Genomic DNA, 20,552 nt, shown 5'->3' with positions numbered 1-20,552 from the left:
GCAAGGCCCCGCACGCTTCGGCGAGCGGGGCTTTTTTCATGGGGCTTTCATTGACCTGCGTCAGGTCGGTCCGGACACTGGCATGGCACCCTTGGAGCAATGTAATCTTCAGGAGCAAAGCCATGCCCCATGCCAGTGTGCGGACCATTCGCGACGAACACGCCTCGCTGGCAGCGGTGCTGCGCTCGCTGCAACTGATGCTGGACCGGGGGCCGGCCGACGCGCCGGCCGCGTTCTTCGACGTGATGCGCGCGATGCTGTTCTACATCGACGAGTTTCCCGAGCGCCAGCACCACCCCAAGGAAACGCAGTGGCTGTTTCCGCGCGTGGCCGAGCGTGCGCCCGAGGCGGCGGCAGCCATCGCGCAGCTCGAGCGAGAGCACGCGGGCGGCGAAGCTGCGGTGCGCGAGCTGCAGCACCTGCTGCTGGCCTGGGAGCTTTTGGGGGACACGCGGCGCAGCGCGTTCGAGGAGGCCCTGCAGCGCTATGTGGCCTTCTACCTGGAGCACATGCGGATCGAAGAGACCGTGGTGCTGCCCGCAGCGCAGGCGCACCTGGATGCGCAGGACTGGGCGGCGGTGGACGCTGCGTTTGCCACCAACGCCAATCCCCTGGTGCAGGGCTCGGCCCGCGACGGGGCCTATGACCGCTTGTTCACCCGCATCGTGATGCGGGCCCCCAACCCCATCGGACTAGGTTAGGCCCTGAGCCAATTACTTCGCTGTTGCTTCGGCCAGCGTTGGGTAGTCGGTATAGCCCTTTTCGCCACCGCCGTAGAAGGTGCTCTGGTCCCAGGCGTTGAGCGGGGCCTTGGTGCGCAGGCGCTCGACCAGGTCGGGGTTGGCGATGTAGAGCTTGCCGAAGGCCACGATGTCGGCCGTGCCGTCAGCCACCACCTTCTCGGCCAGGCCGGCGTCGTAGGCGTTGTTGACCATCCAGGCGCCCTTGCCGCCGGCTTCGCGGTAGGCCGTCTTGAGGGCGGCGTAGTCGAAGGGGCGGTCGGGCAGTTCGCGCGGGCCGCCGGTGGCGCCTTCGATCACGTGGATGTAGGCCAGGCGCAGCTGGGCGAGTTGGCGGATCACGTAGTCGAACAGGGGCTGCGGGTCTTCGTCCACGATGTCGTTGGCAGGCGTGACGGGCGACAGGCGAATGCCGACCTTGCCGCCACCCACGGCGTCCACGGCGGCGCGCGTGGCTTCGAGCAGCAGGCGGGCGCGGTTCTCGATGCTGCCGCCGTAGTCGTCGGTGCGCTGGTTGGCACCGGTCTTGAGGAACTGGTCGAGCAGGTAGCCGTTGGCGCCGTGGATCTCCACGCCGTCGAAGCCGGCGGTCTCCACCGCGTTGCGGGCGGCGGCCGCGTAGGTGTGCACGATGCCGGGCAGCTCCGAGGCATCGAGCGCGCGCGGCTGCGAGGTGGGGGCGAAGCTGCCCTTGCCGGTCTCGCGGTCGATCAGGTAGGTCTTGGCCTTGGCGATGAGGGCCGAGGGTGCCACGGGTGCGCCGCCATCGGGCTGCAGGTCGTTGTGCGAGATGCGGCCCACGTGCCACAGCTGGGTCACGATCTTGCCGCCGGCCTCGTGCACGGCGGTGGTGACCTTCTTCCAGGCATCGAGCTGCTCGGTGCCGTACAGGCCGGGCACGTCGGCGTAGCCCTGGCCCTGGTGGCTGATGGCCGTGGCCTCGGTGATCAGCAGGCCGGCGCTGGCGCGCTGCGCGTAATAGGTGGCGGTGATCTCGGCCGGCACGGCGTTGGGTGCGCGGTTGCGCGTGAGCGGTGCCATGGCGATGCGGTTGGCCAAATGCAGGTCACCGACCTGGATGGGATCGAAAAGAGAGGCTGTGGACATGGAGCGGAGCTTTCGTTCGTGCGGAGGTCGCAAGGACCGGAAATAACGGACAAGCGTATTCGCATTCGGCAAAGGCTGCAGTGGGCTGGCGCAACACAGGGCAAGGGATTTGTGTTACCGCAAGGCTCGGGAGGCTTCGCGCGGGGAACCGCCGGCGACAGCGCCACGGGCCCTGGCCCTGCACAATGGCCGCCATGAGCCATGACGTTCCCGTGCCTTCCTCCGCCCTGCTGCGCAACGGCCTGTGGCTGGCGGTGGCTCTGTCGATGGGGGCGGCCGTCTCGCTGGGCATCACGCGCTTTGCCTACGCGCTGCTGCTGCCGCCGATGCGCGAGGACCTCTCCTGGTCCTACACGCTGGCCGGGGCCATGAACACCGTGAACGCGCTGGGCTACCTGCTGGGCGCCCTGGCCACGCCGATGTTGCTGCGCCGCTTTTCACCCGGCACCTTGCTCGTGGCGGGGTCCGTGCTGGCCACGGTGTTCATGGGGCTGTGCGGCTTTTTCGTGGACGCCGTGCCGCTGCTGGTGCAGCGCCTGCTGGCCGGTGTGGCGAGCGCGCTGGTCTTCGTCTGCGGCGGCCTGCTCGCGGCGCGGCTGGGTGCGCAGCAGCCGGGGCGCAGCGGCCTGCTGCTGGGCCTGTACTACGGCGGCACGGGCTGGGGCATCAGCCTGTCGGCGGTGCTGGTGCCGGCCGTGCTGGCTGCGGCTCCGGGCCCGCACCCCTGGGCCTGGGCCTGGTGGGCGCTGGCACTGGCCTGCGTGGCAGCCACGGTGGTGCTGCTGTGGCCGGCGCGGGCGCTGCAGGCCCTGGCGGCACCGGCTGTCGTAGCGTCCGCGCAGCCTGCAACCAGTGGCATGCGCTGGGCGCCCTTTGCACCGGCGCTGCTCGGCTATGGCCTGTTCGGCGTGGGCTACATCGGCTACATGACCTTCGTGGTGGCGCTGCTGCGCGAGCAGGGCGCCAGCGGCACGGCGGTGACCTGGTTCTATGCGCTGCTGGGGCTGGCGGTGGTGCTGTCCTCGCGCATCTGGGCGGGCCTGCTGGACCGCAGCCGTGGCGGGCAAGCGCTGGCCCTGCTCAACGGCCTGCTGGGCGTGGCCACGGTGCTGCCGGCGCTGACTTCGGCCTGGCCGGTGGTGCTGGCCTCGGGCCTCATGTTCGGGGCAGTGTTCCTGTCGGTGGTGGCCTCCACCACGGCCCTGGTGCGGCACAACCTGCCGCAGGCGCTGTGGGCCAGCGGCATCAGCGCCTTCACCATCGTCTTCGCGGCCGGCCAGATCGTCGGGCCCACGGTGGTGGGCTGGATCGCCGATGGCCCCGGCGGCCTGGCGCGCGGGCTGGTGTTCTCGGCCTGTGCGCTGTGGGTGGGTGCGCTGGTGGCCTCGCGGCAGAAGCCGCTGGCTGCATGACGCACCCGCAGCCTCCCTGCCGCGCGGCGCTGCTTACTTGAGCAGGCCTTCGGCCTTCATGGCTTCCTGCACGGCAGGGCGTGCGGCCACGCGCTCGCGGTAGGCGGCCAGGTGGGTGAAGGCCGAGATGTCCAGGTTGGTCGGCTTGGCCCAGTTGGTCACGGTGAACAGGTAGCCGTCGGCCACGGTGAACTGATCGCCCATCACGTACTGCTTGTCGGCCAGCTGGCTGTCCACCCACTGCAGGCGCTGCAGCAGCTTCTCGCGTGCGATGGTCTTGTATTCCTCGGGCGTGGCGGGGTTGAACAGGGGGCTGAAACCCTTGTGGATCTCGGTGCCGATGAAGGTCAGCCATTCCTGCAGGCGGTAGCGCTGCAGCGAGCCGTTCTGGGGTGCCAGCATCTTCAGGGGCACCTGGTCGGCGATGTACTGCAGGATGGCCGGGCCTTCGCGCAGGCGCGTGCCATCGTCCAGCTCGAGCAGGGGCACGTAGCCCAACGGGTTGATGGTGTAGTAGTCGGTGCCGTCCTGCAGCTTGTGGCTCTTGGTGCTGGCCAGCACAGGCGTGAACGCCAGGCCCGCTTCATGCAGTGCGATGTGTGGGGACAGGGAGCAGGCGCCAGGAGAGTAGTAGAGTTTCATTGTGGGTCCTCTGGGTTGGATACGGCGGGAACCCCCGATCCTATGCGCTGACCCGGCTTTTTGCATGACCCGGGCGGTAAAGCCGCCCGGATTGCCCGGGGCAAGTGTCAGCTGTCGTAACCAGGTGCGTCGCGCTGTGCCTTGCGCAACAGTGACGGCCAGACGAAGGCGCCGCCCAGGCCGCCGGTCTGCACGCGCATGGCCTGGGCCACGCCGCTCACGATCTGCGGGTCCACCGGGTTGAGCTCGCCGCCGGCCTGGGCGTCGATCTGGATGCGGCAGGTGTTCTCGAAGGTGTACATCGACAGGAAGGCGTCGGCAATCGACTTGCCCACGGTGAGCAGGCCGTGGTTGCGCAGCATGAGGAAGTTGGCCTCGCCCAGGTCGGCCTGCAGTCGCGGCTTTTCCTCATCGCGAAAGGCCACGCCCTCGTAGCCGTGGTAGGCCAGCGAAGCCAGCACGAAGGTGCTCTGCTGGCTGATGGGCAGCACGCCGCATTTCTGCGCGCTCACGGCCACGCCGGCGCGCGTGTGGGTGTGCAGCACGCACTGCGCATCGGCCCGGGCCTCGTGCACGGCGCTGTGGATCACGAAGCCGGCCGGGTTCACCGGGAAGGGCGAGTCGTGTAGCTTGTTGCACTGCATGTCCACCTTGATCAGGCTCGACGCGGTGATCTCGTCGAACATCAGGCCGTAGGGGTTGATCAGGAACTGGTGCTCGGGGCCCGACACCGACTCGGGCAGCTTGGCGCTGATGTGGGTGAACACCAGGTCGCTCCAGCCGTACAGCGCCACCAGGCGGTAGCAGGCGGCCAGGTCGCAGCGCAGCTGCCATTCTTCGGGGCTGACGCTTTCTTGCAGGGAGGGGATGGCGATCATGGGGTGGTGTCTCCTGGAGTTGTGGGTATCGGAAGGCCCACTGTAGGCCGCCTGCAGCCCTTGGACTGTCCGACAGGCTACACAACGGACCTGTTTCCTGGGGCATTCCCGCAATGTCGCGGGCATTCCATTTCGCCGTGCGCACCTCCAATCGCCGCGCGGCAGGCGTCCCTACAGTCGATTTACCCCATCGCCCGATGGGAGGGAACCACCACCGGACTTCTGGAGATCACCACCATGCCAACATTGAAAATCGCGAGGCTGCTGGCCTCGTTCGCGGCCGCCACCTGGCTGTCTGCCCTGGGGCTGTCGGCCCATGCCCTGGAGACCGTGGACAAGGGGGGCTTCACCATCGCCTTCTCGGGCGATATGCCGGGCACGGGCTACCAGGACGGCAAGATGGTCGGCTACGACGGCGAGATCCTGCAGCGCATCGCCCAGGCGCTGCAGCTCAAGGTCAAGCCGGCGCTGATGGAGTGGTCGGGCACCATCGCCTCGGTGCAATCGAAGCGCGTGGACGTGATGGCCGGCACCATGGGTTGGACGGAGCAACGCTCCAAGATCATGGCGCTGAGCGATCCCATCCACTACTTCAAGAACGGCATCACCCAGTCGGACAAGACCGACTGGAGCAAGTTGAAGGACCTGGAGGGCAAGAAGGTCGGCACCATCACCGGCTTCTCGTTCATCCCCGAGCTGCGCAAGATCAGCGGCCTGCAGCTGGCGCTGTACGACACCTCGGACGCGGCCGTGCGCGACTTGCTGGCAGGCCGCATCGACGCGGTGATCGGCGACCCGCCGGTGATGCAGTACGCGATCTCGCAGAACCCGCAGTGGAAGGTGAAGTTCAATGCGTTCAGCGATGCCTCGCCAGACTACCCGCTGCTCACCGGCCTGGGCCAGGTGGTGTTCGGCCTGAACAAGGACAACCCCGAGCTGGTCAAGGCGGTCAACACCGAGATCGCCAAGCTCTGGCAGACCTGCGACCTGCGCAAGATCGGCAAGACCTACGGCCTGGTGCAGGACGTCTGGTACCTCCCCGTGGGCCAGAACGCGCGCGCCGGGGTGGACCGCCCGGCCGACTGGAAGCTGCCTTCCTGCAAGTGATCTCCTGAACGCCTGCATCGCCGAAGAGCCGCATGCCTGCCCTGCGCACGCATGCGGCTTGTTCGTTCACCCCTCTTTTCTTTCTTTTTTCATCCTTCTCCACCATGGCACTTCTTGAACGGGCCGGGCGCGGGCTGTCGATTCGCGCGTTGTTGATCCTGGGCTTTTCCGCCATCGGCGCGCTGCTGGCCATGGCGATGGCGCTTGCGTTGCATGCGGGGCTGGCCGCGAATGCGCAGTTCGCATCGATCACCAGCGAGCGCCTGCCGATGTGGAGCGCGGCCTACGAGGTGTCGCTGGAGGTGGGCGCCGTGTCGCGTGCGCTGCGCGATGCGGTGCTGGTGGAGATGCAGGAGGACCTGCTGGCCGAGATCGAACGCATCGACGCCGCGCAGCAGCGCATCGACCGGCACATGGACGCGCTGCAGGCTGCCGTGGCGGAGCCGGCCGCACGCGAGTTGCTGGCGCGCATGGGCCAGGCGGCCACGCGCTTCCGGCAGGACCGCGACCAGTTCCTGGCGCATCTGCAAGGCGGTGCGCGCGGCCCGGCGCGCGGCATGCTCACCGGGGCGCTGCGCCAGTCGCAAGCGACCTATCTGCAGGCACTGGCGCAGCTGCGCGAGGGCCAGGCGCGGCAGGTGGAGCAGTCGGCGGCCGCCTCCATCGACGCGCTGCATGCCATGCTGGTGCGCATGGCGGTCTCGCTCGCGCTGGTGCTGCTGGTGGGCTGCGCTGTGGCGGTGGTGCTGGTGCGCACGCTCACGCGCCGCCTGGGAGCGGAGCCCGCGGCGGTGGCGCAGGCCATGGCCCGGGTGGCTGGCGGCGAACTGACCGTACCCCTGCAGGGTGCCGTGGCCCCCGAGGGATCGGTGATCGCCTCATTGCGCGCCATGGTGGCGGGCCTGGCCGACACGGTGCAGCAGGTACGCAGCGCCTCGGCGGACGTGGCGCTGCAAAGCCGCAGCCTGGTCGACGAGGCGGGCAACCTGTCGCAGCGCACCGAGATGCAGTCGGCCGAGCTGCAGCAGGCGGCCGCGGCGCTGGAGCAGTTCGCCGCGACCATGGGACACACGCAGCAGTCGGTGCGCGATGCGCACTCCCTGGCCACTTCGGCGCGCAGCGTGGCGCACGAGGGCCAGGCCATCGTCGACGGCGCCATGCAGAGCATGCTGGCCGTGGCTGGCCACGGCGCGCGCATCGCCGAAACCACGGCGGTGATCGATGGCATCGCCTTCCAGACCAACATCCTGGCGCTCAACGCGGCGGTGGAGGCGGCGCGCGCGGGCGGGCAGGGCCGAGGCTTCGCGGTGGTGGCCAGCGAGGTGCGCAGCCTGGCGCTGCATTCGGCCACGTCGGCGCGGGAGATCCGCCAGCTCATCGCGCAGTCGAACGAACAGATCGCCGCCTGCCGCGCCATGGTGGAGCGCGCAAGCGCGCAGACGGCCGGCGTGATCGGGGCGGTCAACGCCTTCGCCGCGCTCATGGCCGCCGTGCAGACCGCCAGCACCGAGCAGCATGCAGGCGTGCGCCAGCTCACCGAGGTGCTTTCGCGCATCGACCAGTTCACGCAGCACAACGCGGCGCTGGTGGGGCAGGCGCGTGGCGCGTCGGAGGCGCTGCACGCCCAGTCGGGCCGGCTGGTGGCGGTGGTGGCGCGCTTTCATGGCGAAGAAGGCACCGCTGGCGACGGTGGCCCCCTGCAGCGCGCCGCGCCGGTGCGCGCGCAGCCGCAGCTTCAGGCCTCCACGGTTCCGGCCTGAAGCGCCTTGCGCATGCGCCCCGGGGGCATGCCGTACAGCTGCTGGAAGTGCCGGATGAAGTGCGATGCGTCCGAGAAGCCGCACTCGTAGGCAATGGTGATGATGGGCAGGTCGGTGCTGGTGAGCATCCAGCGCGCGTACTTGAGCCGCGCGTTGCGGTAGAACTCCGAGGGGGTGGTGCGCGTTTCGGCCAGGAAGACGCGTTCGAGCTGGCGGCTGCTCGAATCCACCAGCCGCGCGATGACCGCGATCTCCAGCGGCGTGCCGATGTTTTTTTCCATCAGCACGATGGCCTGGCGCAGCTTGTCGTGGTCGGCCGTGCCATAGCCCAGGGCATGGCGGCGCGCCACGTGGGTGCTGCTGGCGGCCGGGTTCACTGTCATCTGGTGGATGACCTTGGCCGCGCGGTCGGGCCCGCAATGCAGGCGCACCAGCTCGGCCGTGAGCTCCACGATGGAGATGCCGCCCGCGCAGCTGATGCGGTCGCCGTCGAACACGTAATGGCAGTCCGTGCTGTAGCTGAGGGCCGGGAAGGCGGCCTTCCAGTCCTCCACATGGTAGGGGTGCACGCAGGCCCGGCGCCCAGCCATGAGGCCCGCCTGCGCGAGTGCGAAGGTGCCCGTGCAGATGCCGATCAGCGGCTTGCCCAGCGAGGCAGCGAAGTGCAGGAAGGCCTGGTAGCGCGGGCTCGCGGTGGGGATGGCGGGCAGCAGCCCGCCGATGACGGCGATGTAGTCGTAGTCGCATTCGGACGAGAGCGACTCCTGCACCGGAACGGCCACGCCGCAGCTGGCCTGCACCGATTGCCCCGGCACGCCGAGGATGGTCCACGAGCAGCGTATCTGCCGGCTCTGGTCACCCACGTCGGCCGCGTGGCGCAGGCCATCGCACAGCCCGGCCAGCGACAGCAGCGGGAACTGCGGCCACAGCAGGATGCCCACGCGCAGCTCGGTGGCCGATGCGCTGGCGGGCCGCTTGCGCGTGGCCGCCGTCTGCGGTGAGGCGTCGAGCCGGCCGATCAGTGCACCAATGTCGCCTGCGTTCTGTGCACTGGCCTGGTGCGTGGCTGCACCAATCTCGTCAGAGAGGGCATCGGGGGGGGCTTTGGGTCGGGGCATCGGGTTTTCCCTGCATGTCGCATACGTTCAATATAGCGGCGACCGCCTGCAATGAACAGAGGGTCGGTATTCCTAGCATGGAGGCATTGGGTATCGAGGGGTGCGGCTGCAAGGACCGTGCCGCGGCACCCGCAGTTTTGTCTGGAGAACCATGTGAACCATCCCCTGCTTCAAGTCAGCGGCCTCGGGAAGAGCTACGGCCCGGCCGAGGTGCTCAAGGGCATTTCCTTCGACCTGCAAAAGGGTGAGACGCTGTCGCTGATCGGGCCCAGCGGCTCGGGCAAGTCGACCTGCCTGCGCTGCCTGAACTTCCTGGAAAAGCCGCAGGCCGGCGAGGTGCTGCTCGAATCGAAGCGCATCGGCCAGGTGCCCGACCGCAAGGGCGGCTGGCGCTTCATGACCGACACCGAGATGGCGCCGCAGCGCCGCGAGATCGGCATGGTGTTCCAGCTGTTCTACCTGTGGCCGCACCTCACCGTGCGCGACAACGTGGCGCTGGCGTCCATCAAGGCCGCGGGCATGCGGCGCGACGAGGCCCATGCGCTGGCCGAGGAGATGCTGGACAAGGTGCACCTGCGCCACAAGGCCGACGCCTACCCCGAGCAGCTCTCGGGCGGGCAGCAGCAGCGCGTGGCCATTGCGCGCACACTGGCGCAGAAACCCCGGCTGATCCTGTTCGACGAGCCCACCTCGGCGCTCGACCCGGAGCTGGTGGGCGAGGTGCTGGGCGTCATCCGCGAGCTGGCCGAGGAGGGCCGCTCGATGATTCTGGTGACGCACGAGATCCGCTTCGCGCGCGACGTGGCCGACCGCGTGATCTTCATGGACGGCGGGCACATCGTGGAGGAGGGTCCCGCCGCGCAGGTGATCAATCAGCCGCGCATGGAGCGCACGCGCAGCTTCCTGGGCCAGGTGGGTGCCGAGGCCGGGCTGGGGGCATGAGCATGCCGGGCATCGACACCCTCACCCTCATCGTCTCCACGCTGGCGCGCGGCGCACTCACGGCGGCGCAGGTGGCCCTGGGCGCCGGCCTGCTGGCAGCCAGCCTGGGCCTGCTGCTGGCGTTGGCGGTGGTCTTCGTGCGCCAGCGCCTGCTGCAGCTGACCATTGCGGCCTATGTGGAATGGATGCGCAACGTGCCGGCGCTGGCGCACCTGTTCGTGCTGTACTTCGGGCTGGCCTCGGTGGGCGTGCGGCTGTCGCCGCTCACGGCCGCAGTGATCGGCCTGGGCCTGGTGGGCGCGGCGGTTCTGTGCGAGGTGTTCGCGGCCGGTCTGCGCTGCCTGCATGCCGGCCAGCGCGAGGCTGCGCTGGCCGTGGGGCTGACCCCGGCCCAGGCGCTGCGCAGCGTGCTGCTGCCGCAGATGCTGCGTGTGACCTTGCCCTCGCTGGGCAACTACGCGAGCCAGCTGGTCAAGGACACGTCCATCGCCTCGGCCATCGCGGCGCCCGAGGTCATGTTCTACGCGCGCAACCTGGTCACCTCGACCTTCGAGACGCCGCTGATCTACCTGACCGCCATGCTGCTGTATGCAGCCATGGTGCTGCCCATCAGCTGGGCCTTTGCGCGGCTGGAACGCCGCACGGCAGGGGGTGCGCGATGAACGCTTTTCTTGCGACCTATGCCGAGTACCTGGCCGAATGGTGGCCGCGCCTGGCGCAGGCGGCGTGCGTCACGGCCGAGCTCTCGGCCATCGGTTTCGCCATTGCGCTGTTGCTGGGCGCCTTGCTGGTGTGGATGCTGCGCAGCGACGTGGCGCTGCTGCGCCACGGGGCCAACGGCTTCATCCAGCTGCTGCGTGCGGTGCCGCTGCTGGCGTTGCTGCTGGCCATCTACTTCGCGCTGCCGGCGGCCGGCATCACGCTGTCGGGCTACTGGGCGGGGGCCATTGGCCTGGGGGTGCACGGCTCGGCCTACGTGGCCGAGGTGCTGCGCGGCGGCCTGAAATCCGTGCACAGCGGGCAGCGCGAGGCGGGGCTGGCCGCGGGGCTCACGCCGCGCCAGGTGTTCCTGCACGTCACGCTGCCGCAAGCCCTGCGGGTGATGCTGCCGCCGCTGCTCAACAGCTACGTCGCGCTGCTCAAGGACAGCTCGCTGTGCGCGCTGATCGCCACCAACGAGCTGATGCTCACGGCCAAGGCCATGTCCAGCGAGTACTTCCTGCCGCTGCACATCTTCATCCTGGTGGGGCTGCTGTATTTCGCCATCGCCTTTCCCTTGTCCATGCTCTCGCGGCTGCTGGAACGCCGCCTGGCTCATGGGCGCCGTACGGTGGGCGCGGCATGAACACCCCGAAGGACCCCATGACATCCATGACCTATGCGCCGCTGGAACAGCTGGCCAGCGCCATCCAGCGCGGAGAGCTGTCCAGCGAGGCGCTGCTGGAGGCGCAGCTGGCACGCATTGCGCGCCACGACGGGCAGCTGCACGCTTTCACCGACGTGTATGCCGACGAGGCCCGTGCCAGTGCGCGCGGCCTGGACCAGATGGCGCGCGCCGGCGTGCGCCTGGGGCCGCTGCACGGCGTGACGGTGGCCGTGAAGGACCTGTTCGAGGTGCACGGCAAGCCCATCGCGGCCGGCTCCAGGGCGCGGCCGCCGCGCACCTCGGCGATCAGTGCTGCGGTGGTGGAGCGCCTGCGCGCGGCCGGCGCGGTGGTCATCGGCAAGACGCACACGGTGGAGTTCGCTTTTGGCGGCTGGGGTACGAATGCCGCGATGGGCACGCCCTGGAACCCCTGGGACCTTGGCACCCATCGCACGCCCGGCGGCAGCAGCAGCGGCTCGGCCGTGGCGCTGGCGGCCGGGCTTTGCTCGGCCAGCATCGGCACCGACACAGGCGGCTCGGTGCGCATACCGGCGGGCCTGTGCGGGGTGGTGGGCCTGAAGACCACGCGCGGGCTGATCAGCCGCCATGGGCTGATCGAGCTGTGCCCCACGCACGACACGGTGGGCCCGCTCACGCGCACGGTGCGCGACAGCGCCATTTTGCTCGACGTGCTCTCGGGCGCCGACCCGCGTGATGCCGTGTCGCTGCCGGTGCCTGCACGCGCGGTGCTGCCGCAGCTCGATGCAGCGCGCGGCGTGGCCGGCATGCGGGTTTGGACGCTGCCCGAGGCCGAGCGCGTGGACGTGGACGCCGAGGTGCTGGCCGCCTACGACACGGCGGTGCAGGTGCTCGAAGGCCTGGGCATGCAGCGCGTGGAGCGGGCGCTGCCGCAAAGCTGCGCTGAATCCATGCGCGTGGCCGGCAGCCTGATGAGTGCCGAGGGCTATGCGAACCTGGGCGATCTGTTCGAGCAGGAGGGGCTGGAGTTCGACCCGCATGTGCGCCGGCGCATCCTGCTCGGGCGCGACATCGGTGCGGCCCAGTACCTCCATCTGCTCAAGGCGCGCGAGCGGGCCAAGGCCGACATGCTGGCGGCGATGGATGGCGTGGAGGTATGCGCCTTTCCGACCAATGCCATCGCCGCGATACCGCTCACCGAGGTGGACGAACTGACCACGCCGCTGTCACGCTTCGGCCGCTTCGTGAACCTGCTGGACCTGTGCGCGGTGGCCGTGCCAGCGGGCTTCACGGGCTTGGGGCTGCCTGTGTCGTTGCAGCTCATCGGCCGGCCGTTCGATGAGGCCACGGCCTTGCGCGTGGGCCATGCCTTCGAGCGTGCCACGCACTGGCACCTGGCCGTACCGCCGGGGCTGAGTTAGCTCGGCGCCTCTCCCGTCCCTTTGCCTGTCGTCCGCGCCCTGTGCACGGCGGGGGGCGGCTTTTTCCCGAAGGAGCGATCCATGCCTATCACCCTGCTGTTGAAGTCCCTGGCGGTTTTCGCTGCCCTGTCCTTGCTGGGCCTGGCGTGCCAGGCGCAGGGCAGGGACGGGGCGCTGGCGCGCATCGCGCGCAGCGGTACGGTGCATGTGGGCTACATCCCCACGCCCGGCACCTTCGCCTTCCGCGATGCGGCCGGCAACACGGTGGGCTATTCGATCGACGTGTGCCGCAAGGTGGTGGACGGCATCCGCAAGGCGCTCGCCCGCCCCGATCTGCGCGTGGACTTTCGGCCGCTGGAGGCGGCGCAGCGCATTCCGCTGCTCAAGGCCGGCAGCATCGACATCGAGTGCGGGGGCAACACCAACACCGTGGGCCGGCAAAAGGAGGTGGACTTCTCGCACACGCTGTTCACCACGGGCGTGCGCTTCCTGGCACGCCAGTCGGTGCAGCTCGACGGCGAGCCCAGCCTGTGGCGGCGGCGCATCGCGGTGAGTAACGGCACGACCGCTCAGGAGACGGTGCAGCGCGCGCAGCGCGAGCAGGAGATCGCCGTGACCGTGGTGGCCACCGACGCCGAGGGCGTGCGCCTGGTGGAGCAGGGCCTGGTGGATGCCTTTGCGCAGGACGACGTGCTGCTGTATGGGCTGATCGCCGCATCGCCCGTGCGCGACAGCCTGCACGTGACCGGCCGGCACCTCACGGTGGAGCCCTACGCCTTCATGCTGCCCAAGGACGACGCGCCGCTGCGCGAGATCGTGGACCGCACGGTGCTGGGCCTCATGCACTCGGGCGAGCTGGCGGCGCTGTACCGCAAGTGGTTCGACACGGCCACGCTGCGCATACCGATGAGCGCGCACATGCGCGAAAACATCCGCTACCCCAACAAGTACGGCATTCCCTGAATCCCTTTTTTCGTTCTTTCCCTTCCTGAGGTGTTTCCATGAGCAGCAGCATTCCCTTCATCAGCGATCGGCAGGTGGCCGAGGCCCTCGACTACCGCTGCGTTGCCGCGGTGCTCGGCGAGGCCTTCGCCAGCCTGGCCGCTGGCGGCGCGGCGGTGCACCGGCGCCAGCGCACCGACTGCCGTGACCTGCGGCTGAGCACCATGGGTGCCGTCTGGGCTGACCGGGCCGTTGCCGGGGTCAAGGTCTACCCCACGGTGCGTGGGCAGTTCAGCTTCTCCATCGTGCTGTTCGACCTACAAAGCAATCAACCGCTGGCCGTGCTCGACGGCAACGAGCTCACACGGCTGCGCACGGCGGCCATCACCACGCTGGTGGCGTCCAAGGCCGCGGCACTGCGCCCGCGCAAGCTGGCGCTGTTCGGCACCGGGCTGCAGGGGCGGGCGCAAGCCGATGCCCTGTGCGGGTGGTTCGATTTCGAGGAAATCGCGCTGGTGGACCCGGCCGGTGATGCGGTCTGGGTCCAGGCCCTGGCCGCGCGCACGGGCAGCCGCGTGGCCTTCACCACGCCCGAAGCGGCGGTGCGCGGCGCCGACATCGTGGTCACCGCGACGCGCTCGGCCACGCCGGTGTTCGACGGTGCATGGCTGGCACCGGGCGCCTTCGTCTCGGCCATCGGCACCAGCACGCCCAAGGGGCGCGAGCTGGATGACACCGCCATGGATCGGGCGGGCCGCATCATCGTGGAGTGGAAGCCGCAGAGCCTGGCCGAGGCCGGCGAGATCGTGCTGTGGCAGGGGCGCAGCAGCCATGCACCCTTCGTGGACCTGCCCGAACTCTATGCCGGCGAGGCACCCTGGCGTCCGGCCGGCCCGGCCATCACCGTCTTCAAGTCGGTGGGCATCGGCCTGGCCGACGTGGCGGTGGCGCAGCTGGCGGTTGAGCGCGTGCTCCATGGTGGGGAGCTGCGGCGATGAAGGTCTGTGTCATCGGCGCGGGCATCATCGGATGCGCTACCGCCTACCAGCTCGCGCGCCAGGGCTGCGAGGTGCAGTTGATCGATGCCGCGCACGCGCCGGGCCTGGCCACGAGCTACGCCAACGGCGCTCAGCTGAGCTACAGCTACGTGGAGCCCTTTGCCTCGCCGGCCACGCTGCCGGCGCTGCCGGGGCTGCTGCTTGCGCGCGGGTCGGCCGTGCGCTTTCATCCACGCTGGGACTGGCGGCAGTGGGCCTGGGGGCTGCAGTTCCTGCGTGCCTGCACGGCGCAGCTGCTGCAGCTGGCGCAGGCCAGCCGCGCCACCCTGGCGCAGTGGATGCAGGACGAGCGCTGGGACTTCGGCTTTGCCGAGAACGGCAAGCTGGTGCTGTGCCCCACGGCCGCATCGCTGCGCCAGCAGGAGCGCCAGGTGCGCCTGCAGGCCGGCATGGGCTGCCGGCAGGAGGTGCTGGGCATGCGGGAATGCCTGGACAGGGAGCCCGCGCTGCGCGGCGCCATGGCACTGCAGTTCGCCGGCGGCGTGTGGACGCACGACGAATGTGTGGGAGACCCGCACCGCCTGTGCCTGGACCTGGCGGCCAGCGTGCGACGCATGGGCGGCACGCTGTCACTTGGGTGTGCAGGCGCAGGGATTCGTGCGCGAGGGTACGCGCGTGGTGGCTTTGCAGACCGGTGCCGGCGACATCGCGGCCGACGCCTTCGTGCTGGCCTGCGGCCCGCGTGCACCGGCCCTGGCAACCGCGCTGGGCCTGCGCCTGCCGATCGAGCCCATCAAGGGCTACAGCATCACGGTGCCGTTCCGCGCGGGTGTGCACCGGCCGCGTGCCAGCGTGACGGACCTCGCGCGCAAGACGGTGTTCGCGCCACTGGGCGGGCGCCTGCGCGTGGCGGCGATGGCCGAGGTGGGGGCCACGGGCCTGTCGGTGGCGCCCGCGCGCGTGCAGGCGATGGTGGACGCGGTGGCACAGACCTACCCGGGCCTGTGCGCACTCGACGACCCGGTGGTGTGGGCGGGCCTGCGGCCTGCGACACCGACCTCGGTGCCCATCGTCGGGCGCTGGCGCAACAGCAATGTGTACCTGAACTTGGGGCACGGTGCGCTGGGTCTCACGTTGGCGGCGGGTAGCGCTGCGGCGCTGTCTCAGCAGATGTCGCAACAGATGCTTCGGCCGCACTAGCGCAGGCGGGCTCAGCTGCGGTGGCGCGGCAGGCGCACGGCGACCTCGGTGCCCTGGCCGGGTGCGCTGTGCAGCGCGACGCGGCCCTGGTTCTGCTCGACCAGGGTGCGCACGATCCACAGGCCCAGGCCTGCGCCGTCCTGGCCGGCCACGCCGGCGCTGCCCTGCCAGCCGCGCTCGAAGGCGCAGGATTGCTCGGCCTCGCCCATGCCGGGGCCGTCGTCGGTGACGCGGATGACGATGCTGTCGGCGGTCTCGGTCGCGCTGAGGGAGACGGTGCTGCCCGCCGGGCAGTACTTGACGCAGTTGCCGATCAGGTTGCACAGCACGCGCAGCAGCTGGGCGTAGTCCACGAAGACCTCGCCGGACTGCCCGGGCACCAGGTGCAGGTGGATGCCGGCGCGCTCGGCCACCATGCCCATGGCGTCTGCCGCATCGGCCAGCAGCCGGGCCGGCGCAATGGTCTCGCACAGGGTGCGCTCGCGGCTGTCCACGGCATGGGTGGAGAGCAGGTCGTCCACCAGGCGTTTCATGGAGGTGATGGCGCCTTCGATGCGGCGGATCGCCGGCAGCGAGGGGGCATGGCCTGCGCGGGCGAGCACCGTGGTGTTCAGGCCCATCACCTGCAGCGGCGAGCGCAGGTCGTGCGCCACCACGGCCAGCAACTCTTCGTTGGCCTTGGCCAGTGCATGGGCGCGTTCGGCATTGGCCTCGGACTCCTTGAGCGCGCTGCGCAGCTGGATCTCGCGCGCGGCGGCCTTGGCGAGTTGCACCAGGGTCTCGATCTCGGTCTCGGTCCAGCTGCGCGGATGGTTGTCGATGACGCAGAAGCTGCCGATGGGCTGGCCATGGACGATGAGCGGCACGCCCACGTAGGCGCGCACACCCAGGCTCTCGACCGTGGGCACGGCACGCCAGAGGGGGTCGGCATAAGTGTCCTCGATCACCAGCGGGTCGGTGCTGGCAATGGCATAGTGGCAGAAGGTTCGGCCATGGATTTCCCGTGCCGAGGCCAGTGTCTCGGGAAAGCCGTGCGCGCTCTTGTAGAAGTCGCGTTCGGCGTCGACGATGGACAGGAAGCTCGCGGGGGCGCCCACCAGGCTCACGGCCAGGCGGCTCATGGCGTCGAAGGTCTCCTCGGCAGGGCTGTCCAGCAGCGCGATGCTGTGGACTGCGGCCAGCCGGCGGGGATCGGAGACCAGGGGGTCCAGTTGGGCCACCAGCTCCTGCGGGGCGATCGGCATGCCGGTCCTTTGCGCCAGGGGGCTCGCTGGGGTCCGAGGCAGGGCGCGCATCAGGATCCGGGCCGCACCACACCGGCCGGCCCCGTATTGTCGCCGACCTGGGTTCAGGGCGGGAAAACGCGCGCGTTCAGCCGGCCTGGGCCGGGATGGGGGCGCGCATGCCTGCGTTGATCAGGTTCCAGGCGTTGATGACGCCGATGGCAAAGCCCAGCTCGGCGATCTCGGTATCGTTGAACTGCGCCTTGAGCAGGGCGAACTCATCGTCGCTGGCATCGCTGTGGGGCGTGGCGGTGATGATCTCGGCCCAGCGCAAGGCGGCGCGCTCGCGCTCGCTGAAGAAGGGCGCCTCGCGCCAGCCGGCCACGGCGTTGAGGTGGCGTGGGTCCATGCCGTCCTTGACCAGGTAGCTCCAGTGCATGTCCATGCAGTAGGCGCAGCCGTTGATCTGCGAGACGCGCAGGAAGACGAGTTCGGCCAGACGGGCGCCGATGCTGCCCTTCTTGACGGTTTCGGACAGGTTCACGAGGCCCATGAAGGCCCTGTTTGCGAGCTGGTGGTAGGGCAGGCGGGCGGTGTGCTGGGACATGGTGAAAAACTCCTCGTTGATGATGAAGGGATGAACATGCTTCGTGGAAGGCTTTGCATCGTTTTTGCGGCCCTCCATACCCTTCAAGACGGGCCGGACAAGCGCGTTGTGACAGCCCGGCCGGAAAAATTCTTCAGGCCAATGCGAGCGGGATTCCCTGCAGCTTGTCCGGGTTGCGGATCGCGTAGATGGCGACGATTCGCTCGCCATCGGTGACGATGGCCTGGGCCGATTCGAGCCGGCCGCCGATGTAGCGCAGCAGGCCTGGCTCGCCATTGATCAGCACCGGCCGGTAGACCACCTGTTCGGCCATGCGCCGCCACTGGGCCCAGAACAGGTTGGCGATGCGGAAGGCGCCCACCAGCGGGTGCGGGAAGGACTGCACCTTGCCACCGCCGTCGCCGATGAGCATGGCGTCTTCGGACAGCAGGGCCTCTATGGCATCGCGCTGGCCGCTGTGGGCGGCGGCGATGAAGCGCTCAAGCAACTGGTGGTGCACGCCCCGCGGCACCTCGAAGCGGGTGCGCGCCTGCTGCACGCGCTCGCTGGCGCGGTGCACCATCTGCCGGCAGGCGGCCTCGGTCTTGCCCAGCTGGGCGGCGATCTCGGGGTAGTCGTAGTCGAACACCTGGCGCAGCAGGAAGGCGGCGCGTTCCTCGGGGCCCAGGCGTTCGAGCACGTACAGGAAGGCGACCGAGAGCTCGCCCGCCAGCTCCGCTGCAGCTTCGGGCGTGCGCTCGTCGAGCGACTCGACCAGGGGTTCGGGCAGCCACCAGCCCACATAGGCCTCGCGCTCGGCCTTGGCGGTGCGCAGCCGGTCGATGGACAGGCGCGTGACCACGGTGACCAGCCAGGCCTCGGCCGACTGCAGGGTGCTGGTGTCCGCGTGGCTCCAGCGCAGCCAGGCATCCTGCAGCACGTCCTCGGCATCGGCGCGCACGCCGAGCATGCGGTAGGCGATGCCGAACAGGCGCGGGCGCAGGGCGGTGAAGGTGTCATCGGCCCGGTAGGCCGGGGGCAGGGTGGTGGTCATGGCGCGTCTCCAAGCGTAGTCTGGTCGATAACCAGACGTGCCAGGGGTCCGCTGTGTGACAGCCCGGACCCGCAAAAATGCTCAAAGCGTCCTGCGCAGCGCCTCGAAGAACAGCGCGGACTGCAGGCGTTCGCCCATCGACTGCTCGCCCACGTGCTGCGCCAACGCGGCGCTGGCCGGGGCCAGGGGGCGGCCGGTGGACTGGGCGAGCACCTGGGCCATGCAAGCGCGCTCCAGGTAGTACAGGTCATCGTAGGCGTAGTCGATGCGGTCGCCGCAGACGACCACGCCGTGGTTGCCGAGGAAGCCGATGTCCGCCGCCTGCAGCACGCCGGCGATGCGTTCGCCCTCGCGCACGTCGAGCGCGAAGCCGTTGTAGTGCGCGTCCGCTGCGGTGCGGCCATGGAAGCGCATGGCGTTCTGCGACAGCGTGGTGTCCAGGCAGCGGTCGGTGGTGAGCGTGAGCGCCGTGGCATAGGGCATGTGGGTGTGCAGCACGCAGGCCTTCTTGCAGATGCGGTGGATCGCGGCATGGATGAACATGGCGGTGGGTTCCACCTCGTGGCGTCCGGCCAGGCGCTGGCCCTGTTCATCGATGAGCACGATGTCAGCGGCCTGGACTTCGCTCCACATCAGGCCGCGCGGATTGAGCAGGAAGCGGCCGGAGCGGTCGGGCAGCTCGACGCTGAAATGGTTGCACACGCCTTCGGACAGGCCGTGGTGGGCCGCAGCGCGCAAGGCCAGTGCCAGGTCGTCGCGCAGGCGGCGCACTTCGGGTGCGTCGAAATCAAGGGCGGAAGGGGTCATCGGGGGGTCCTGGGGTCGTGGGTTCATTTATTGTCATCCGTGCAACGGGCGTGCCATCCAGAAGGACTGCGCCTGCAGCACGCTGGCCGGGCTGTGGCCTGTGATGGCTTGGTAGACGCCGGGGGCGGCGGCACCCGAGTCGCCGCTCAGAATGGGCATGTCGCCGACCGCGCCGCTGGCCAGGCCCGCCATCACCGAATCCACGCTGCCTGTGGCGCGGGCGGGCCGGCAGGCGATGGCGCCATCGCGCTCCCAGAAATGGCCGACGACGCCAGCGGCCAGGCCCCCCACGCCGCCCTGCAGCAGCACATGCTTGGCGAAATAGGCGGCGGTGGGTGCCGTGGCAATGCGGTCTCATTTGTCGGACGGTTCCCACGCATTGTTGGGCGACCTGCCCGGTCAAATTCACCGCGATCAAGCGTTCAATCAGTCCAGTGTCTCAAAATGAAGCGAAAAGTGATGTGTTTGTCCCATCATTCGTTGCTACCGTGAACAAGCCATGAACCTCGACCGCCTGGACATCCAGATCCTCAACCTGCTGCAGGAAGACGCCTCGCAGCCTTTGCGTGTGATGGCGCGCAAGGTCAACAGCTCGCCTGCCACCTGCCAGCGGCGCATTGCCATCCTGCGCGCAGCCGGCGTTTTGCTGGGCCAGGTGGGGGTGGTGAACCGCCAGCGCGTGGGGCGCCCGCTCACGGTGTTCGTGTCGGTGGAGCTGGACAAGCAGAACGATGCACTGCTGCGCAACTTCGAGGCCAAGATGGCGGCGCAGGACGATGTGATGGCCTGCTACGAGGTGTCGGGCGAGTTCGACTTCCTGCTGATCATCAACTCGGCGTCGATGGAGCGTTACCACGCATTCACGCGCGAGGTGCTTTCGTCGAACAACAACGTGCGCAACTTCAAAAGCACCTTCGCGATGAACTGCTCCAAGTTCGAGACCCGGGTGGCGCTGGACCTGCCTCCCGAGGCGGACAAGGACGACGAAGAGGAAGACTGATCAGGCCGAGGGGCGGGTGAGGTCTTCGAGCCGGGTCAGGAAGGCCATGGCCGCTGTTGTGCTGTCGGCGCACATCTCGGCCGAGGGCTGCAGGCCGCTGCAGACGGCAGGGCGTGCAGGGTGCCCAAAAATGAGGCAGCGCGCGTCATCCCCGAGCTGGACGCAGCGCACGCCCGCCGGCTTGCCCTCGGGCATGCCGGGGATCGGGGAGCTGATGGACGGTGCGGTGCAGCAGGCGCCGCAGCCGGATCGGCACTGCATCGCAGTTGC

21 protein-coding genes and 1 pseudogene are annotated in these 20,552 nt (G+C 69.2%); 12 read left to right on the top strand and 10 right to left on the bottom strand.

Annotated features, from left to right (window positions below):
• The first annotated feature begins 122 nt into the window (after positions 1–122).
• On the top strand, positions 123–701 hold the full coding sequence (locus QYL93_RS14215) for a hemerythrin domain-containing protein (RefSeq protein WP_305744234.1): 579 nt from the start codon (positions 123–125) through the stop codon (positions 699–701).
• A gap of 12 nt (positions 702–713) precedes the next feature.
• On the opposite strand, the gene QYL93_RS14210 is transcribed toward QYL93_RS14215, so the two are convergent.
• A complete protein-coding gene (locus QYL93_RS14210) occupies positions 714–1,847 on the bottom strand; it encodes an alkene reductase (protein WP_305744233.1) in 1,134 nt (377 codons plus the stop codon).
• 194 nt (positions 1,848–2,041) lie between these two features.
• Between QYL93_RS14210 and QYL93_RS14205 the strand changes: the two genes are divergently transcribed.
• Entirely contained in the window at positions 2,042–3,259 is a 1,218-nt protein-coding gene (locus tag QYL93_RS14205; RefSeq protein WP_305744232.1) for a YbfB/YjiJ family MFS transporter, read from the top strand.
• A 33-nt stretch (positions 3,260–3,292) separates the two neighbouring features.
• On the opposite strand, the gene gstA is transcribed toward QYL93_RS14205, so the two are convergent.
• Together gstA and QYL93_RS14195 are read right to left on the bottom strand one after the other, a co-directional pair.
• Positions 3,293–3,901, bottom strand: a complete 609-nt coding sequence (gstA, locus tag QYL93_RS14200) for a glutathione transferase GstA (protein WP_305744231.1) — start codon at positions 3,899–3,901, stop codon at positions 3,293–3,295.
• Positions 3,902–4,008: 107 nt separating this feature from the next.
• Entirely contained in the window at positions 4,009–4,779 is a 771-nt protein-coding gene (locus tag QYL93_RS14195; RefSeq protein WP_145694163.1) for a class II aldolase/adducin family protein, read from the bottom strand.
• A gap of 237 nt (positions 4,780–5,016) precedes the next feature.
• Between QYL93_RS14195 and QYL93_RS14190 the strand changes: the two genes are divergently transcribed.
• Positions 5,017–5,886 (top strand): ABC transporter substrate-binding protein, encoded by an 870-nt coding sequence (locus tag QYL93_RS14190; protein WP_305744230.1) that lies wholly within the window; start codon positions 5,017–5,019, stop codon positions 5,884–5,886.
• A 104-nt stretch (positions 5,887–5,990) separates the two neighbouring features.
• On the top strand, positions 5,991–7,646 hold the full coding sequence (locus tag QYL93_RS14185) for a methyl-accepting chemotaxis protein (protein ID WP_305744229.1): 1,656 nt from the start codon (positions 5,991–5,993) through the stop codon (positions 7,644–7,646).
• On the opposite strand, the gene QYL93_RS14180 is transcribed toward QYL93_RS14185, so the two are convergent.
• Entirely contained in the window at positions 7,622–8,764 is a 1,143-nt protein-coding gene (locus QYL93_RS14180) for a GlxA family transcriptional regulator (protein ID WP_305744228.1), read from the bottom strand. The genes QYL93_RS14185 and QYL93_RS14180 overlap by 25 nt on opposite strands.
• 153 nt (positions 8,765–8,917) lie before the next feature.
• Here QYL93_RS14180 and QYL93_RS14175 point away from each other — a divergent pair, with 153 nt between their 5' ends.
• The 7 genes and pseudogenes from QYL93_RS14175 to QYL93_RS31950 all read left to right on the top strand — a co-directional run bounded on the left by QYL93_RS14175 (position 8,918) and on the right by QYL93_RS31950 (position 15,612).
• Positions 8,918–9,706 carry an amino acid ABC transporter ATP-binding protein gene (locus QYL93_RS14175; protein ID WP_305744227.1) on the top strand — a complete coding sequence of 263 codons (789 nt, stop codon included), beginning with the start codon at positions 8,918–8,920 and terminating at the stop codon, positions 9,704–9,706.
• The gene (locus QYL93_RS14170; RefSeq protein ID WP_305744226.1) at positions 9,703–10,368 is read left to right on the top strand and encodes an amino acid ABC transporter permease; all 666 of its coding nucleotides are present in this window, start codon (positions 9,703–9,705) and stop codon (positions 10,366–10,368) included. The genes QYL93_RS14175 and QYL93_RS14170 overlap by 4 nt, the downstream gene beginning before the upstream one ends.
• Positions 10,365–11,051, top strand: a complete 687-nt coding sequence (locus tag QYL93_RS14165; RefSeq protein ID WP_305744225.1) for an amino acid ABC transporter permease — start codon at positions 10,365–10,367, stop codon at positions 11,049–11,051. Before QYL93_RS14170 ends, QYL93_RS14165 begins: the two co-directional genes overlap by 4 nt.
• 17 nt (positions 11,052–11,068) lie before the next feature.
• On the top strand, positions 11,069–12,472 hold the full coding sequence (locus tag QYL93_RS14160) for an amidase (protein WP_305744224.1): 1,404 nt from the start codon (positions 11,069–11,071) through the stop codon (positions 12,470–12,472).
• Positions 12,473–12,553: 81 nt separating this feature from the next.
• Positions 12,554–13,435: an amino acid ABC transporter substrate-binding protein gene (locus tag QYL93_RS14155; RefSeq protein WP_305744223.1), complete on the top strand. Its 882-nt coding sequence runs from the start codon at positions 12,554–12,556 to the stop codon at positions 13,433–13,435.
• 38 nt (positions 13,436–13,473) lie between these two features.
• Positions 13,474–14,412 carry an ornithine cyclodeaminase family protein gene (locus QYL93_RS14150; RefSeq protein WP_305744222.1) on the top strand — a complete coding sequence of 313 codons (939 nt, stop codon included), beginning with the start codon at positions 13,474–13,476 and terminating at the stop codon, positions 14,410–14,412.
• Positions 14,409–15,612 (top strand): annotated as a pseudogene (locus QYL93_RS31950) (FAD-dependent oxidoreductase). Before QYL93_RS14150 ends, QYL93_RS31950 begins: the two are co-directional and overlap by 4 nt.
• A gap of 11 nt (positions 15,613–15,623) precedes the next feature.
• Here the strand turns inward: QYL93_RS31950 and QYL93_RS14135 are convergent.
• From QYL93_RS14135 to QYL93_RS14115, 5 genes are all read right to left on the bottom strand, one after another.
• Positions 15,624–16,856 carry a GAF domain-containing sensor histidine kinase gene (locus QYL93_RS14135; RefSeq protein WP_305744220.1) on the bottom strand — a complete coding sequence of 411 codons (1,233 nt, stop codon included), beginning with the start codon at positions 16,854–16,856 and terminating at the stop codon, positions 15,624–15,626.
• Between the two features lie 127 nt (positions 16,857–16,983).
• On the bottom strand, positions 16,984–17,442 hold the full coding sequence (locus QYL93_RS14130) for a carboxymuconolactone decarboxylase family protein (RefSeq protein WP_305744219.1): 459 nt from the start codon (positions 17,440–17,442) through the stop codon (positions 16,984–16,986).
• A 133-nt stretch (positions 17,443–17,575) separates the two neighbouring features.
• The gene (locus tag QYL93_RS14125) at positions 17,576–18,475 is read right to left on the bottom strand and encodes an RNA polymerase sigma-70 factor (protein WP_305744218.1); all 900 of its coding nucleotides are present in this window, start codon (positions 18,473–18,475) and stop codon (positions 17,576–17,578) included.
• An 81-nt stretch (positions 18,476–18,556) separates the two neighbouring features.
• Positions 18,557–19,282, bottom strand: a complete 726-nt coding sequence (locus QYL93_RS14120) for an aldolase (protein WP_305744217.1) — start codon at positions 19,280–19,282, stop codon at positions 18,557–18,559.
• 33 nt (positions 19,283–19,315) lie between these two features.
• Positions 19,316–19,591, bottom strand: coding sequence for a hypothetical protein (locus QYL93_RS14115; protein WP_370876975.1), 276 nt, complete (start codon positions 19,589–19,591; stop codon positions 19,316–19,318).
• A 190-nt stretch (positions 19,592–19,781) separates the two neighbouring features.
• Between QYL93_RS14115 and QYL93_RS14110 the strand changes: the two genes are divergently transcribed.
• Positions 19,782–20,282 carry an Lrp/AsnC family transcriptional regulator gene (locus QYL93_RS14110; RefSeq protein WP_305744216.1) on the top strand — a complete coding sequence of 167 codons (501 nt, stop codon included), beginning with the start codon at positions 19,782–19,784 and terminating at the stop codon, positions 20,280–20,282.
• On the opposite strand, the gene QYL93_RS14105 is transcribed toward QYL93_RS14110, so the two are convergent.
• The gene (locus QYL93_RS14105) at positions 20,283–20,543 is read right to left on the bottom strand and encodes a YkgJ family cysteine cluster protein (RefSeq protein WP_305744215.1); all 261 of its coding nucleotides are present in this window, start codon (positions 20,541–20,543) and stop codon (positions 20,283–20,285) included.
• Between the last annotated feature and the right edge of the window lie 9 nt (positions 20,544–20,552).

The organism is Acidovorax sp. A1169 (assembly GCF_030704685.1).
Taxonomy (GTDB): domain Bacteria; phylum Pseudomonadota; class Gammaproteobacteria; order Burkholderiales; family Burkholderiaceae_C; genus Acidovorax.
This window is presented reverse-complemented; position numbering and strand designations above follow the sequence as displayed.

What these genes read in the sequence shown, in the direction of transcription:
- QYL93_RS14150 (WP_305744222.1), top strand. Translation starts at nt 13,474, where the DNA reads ATGAGCAGCAGCATTCCCTTCATCAGCGATCGGCAGGTGGCCGAGGCC.
- QYL93_RS14210 (WP_305744233.1), bottom strand. Translation starts at nt 1,847, where the DNA reads ATGTCCACAGCCTCTCTTTTCGATCCCATCCAGGTCGGTGACCTGCAT.
- QYL93_RS14190 (WP_305744230.1), top strand. Translation starts at nt 5,017, where the DNA reads ATGCCAACATTGAAAATCGCGAGGCTGCTGGCCTCGTTCGCGGCCGCC.
- QYL93_RS14130 (WP_305744219.1), bottom strand. Translation starts at nt 17,442, where the DNA reads ATGTCCCAGCACACCGCCCGCCTGCCCTACCACCAGCTCGCAAACAGG.
- gstA (WP_305744231.1), bottom strand. Translation starts at nt 3,901, where the DNA reads ATGAAACTCTACTACTCTCCTGGCGCCTGCTCCCTGTCCCCACACATC.
- QYL93_RS14160 (WP_305744224.1), top strand. Translation starts at nt 11,069, where the DNA reads ATGACATCCATGACCTATGCGCCGCTGGAACAGCTGGCCAGCGCCATC.
- QYL93_RS14135 (WP_305744220.1), bottom strand. Translation starts at nt 16,856, where the DNA reads ATGCCGATCGCCCCGCAGGAGCTGGTGGCCCAACTGGACCCCCTGGTC.
- QYL93_RS14215 (WP_305744234.1), top strand. Translation starts at nt 123, where the DNA reads ATGCCCCATGCCAGTGTGCGGACCATTCGCGACGAACACGCCTCGCTG.
- QYL93_RS14155 (WP_305744223.1), top strand. Translation starts at nt 12,554, where the DNA reads ATGCCTATCACCCTGCTGTTGAAGTCCCTGGCGGTTTTCGCTGCCCTG.
- QYL93_RS14170 (WP_305744226.1), top strand. Translation starts at nt 9,703, where the DNA reads ATGAGCATGCCGGGCATCGACACCCTCACCCTCATCGTCTCCACGCTG.
- QYL93_RS14120 (WP_305744217.1), bottom strand. Translation starts at nt 19,282, where the DNA reads ATGACCCCTTCCGCCCTTGATTTCGACGCACCCGAAGTGCGCCGCCTG.
- QYL93_RS14185 (WP_305744229.1), top strand. Translation starts at nt 5,991, where the DNA reads ATGGCACTTCTTGAACGGGCCGGGCGCGGGCTGTCGATTCGCGCGTTG.
- QYL93_RS14125 (WP_305744218.1), bottom strand. Translation starts at nt 18,475, where the DNA reads ATGACCACCACCCTGCCCCCGGCCTACCGGGCCGATGACACCTTCACC.
- QYL93_RS14205 (WP_305744232.1), top strand. Translation starts at nt 2,042, where the DNA reads ATGAGCCATGACGTTCCCGTGCCTTCCTCCGCCCTGCTGCGCAACGGC.
- QYL93_RS14110 (WP_305744216.1), top strand. Translation starts at nt 19,782, where the DNA reads ATGAACCTCGACCGCCTGGACATCCAGATCCTCAACCTGCTGCAGGAA.
- QYL93_RS14195 (WP_145694163.1), bottom strand. Translation starts at nt 4,779, where the DNA reads ATGATCGCCATCCCCTCCCTGCAAGAAAGCGTCAGCCCCGAAGAATGG.
- QYL93_RS14165 (WP_305744225.1), top strand. Translation starts at nt 10,365, where the DNA reads ATGAACGCTTTTCTTGCGACCTATGCCGAGTACCTGGCCGAATGGTGG.
- QYL93_RS14180 (WP_305744228.1), bottom strand. Translation starts at nt 8,764, where the DNA reads ATGCCCCGACCCAAAGCCCCCCCCGATGCCCTCTCTGACGAGATTGGT.
- QYL93_RS14105 (WP_305744215.1), bottom strand. Translation starts at nt 20,543, where the DNA reads ATGCAGTGCCGATCCGGCTGCGGCGCCTGCTGCACCGCACCGTCCATC.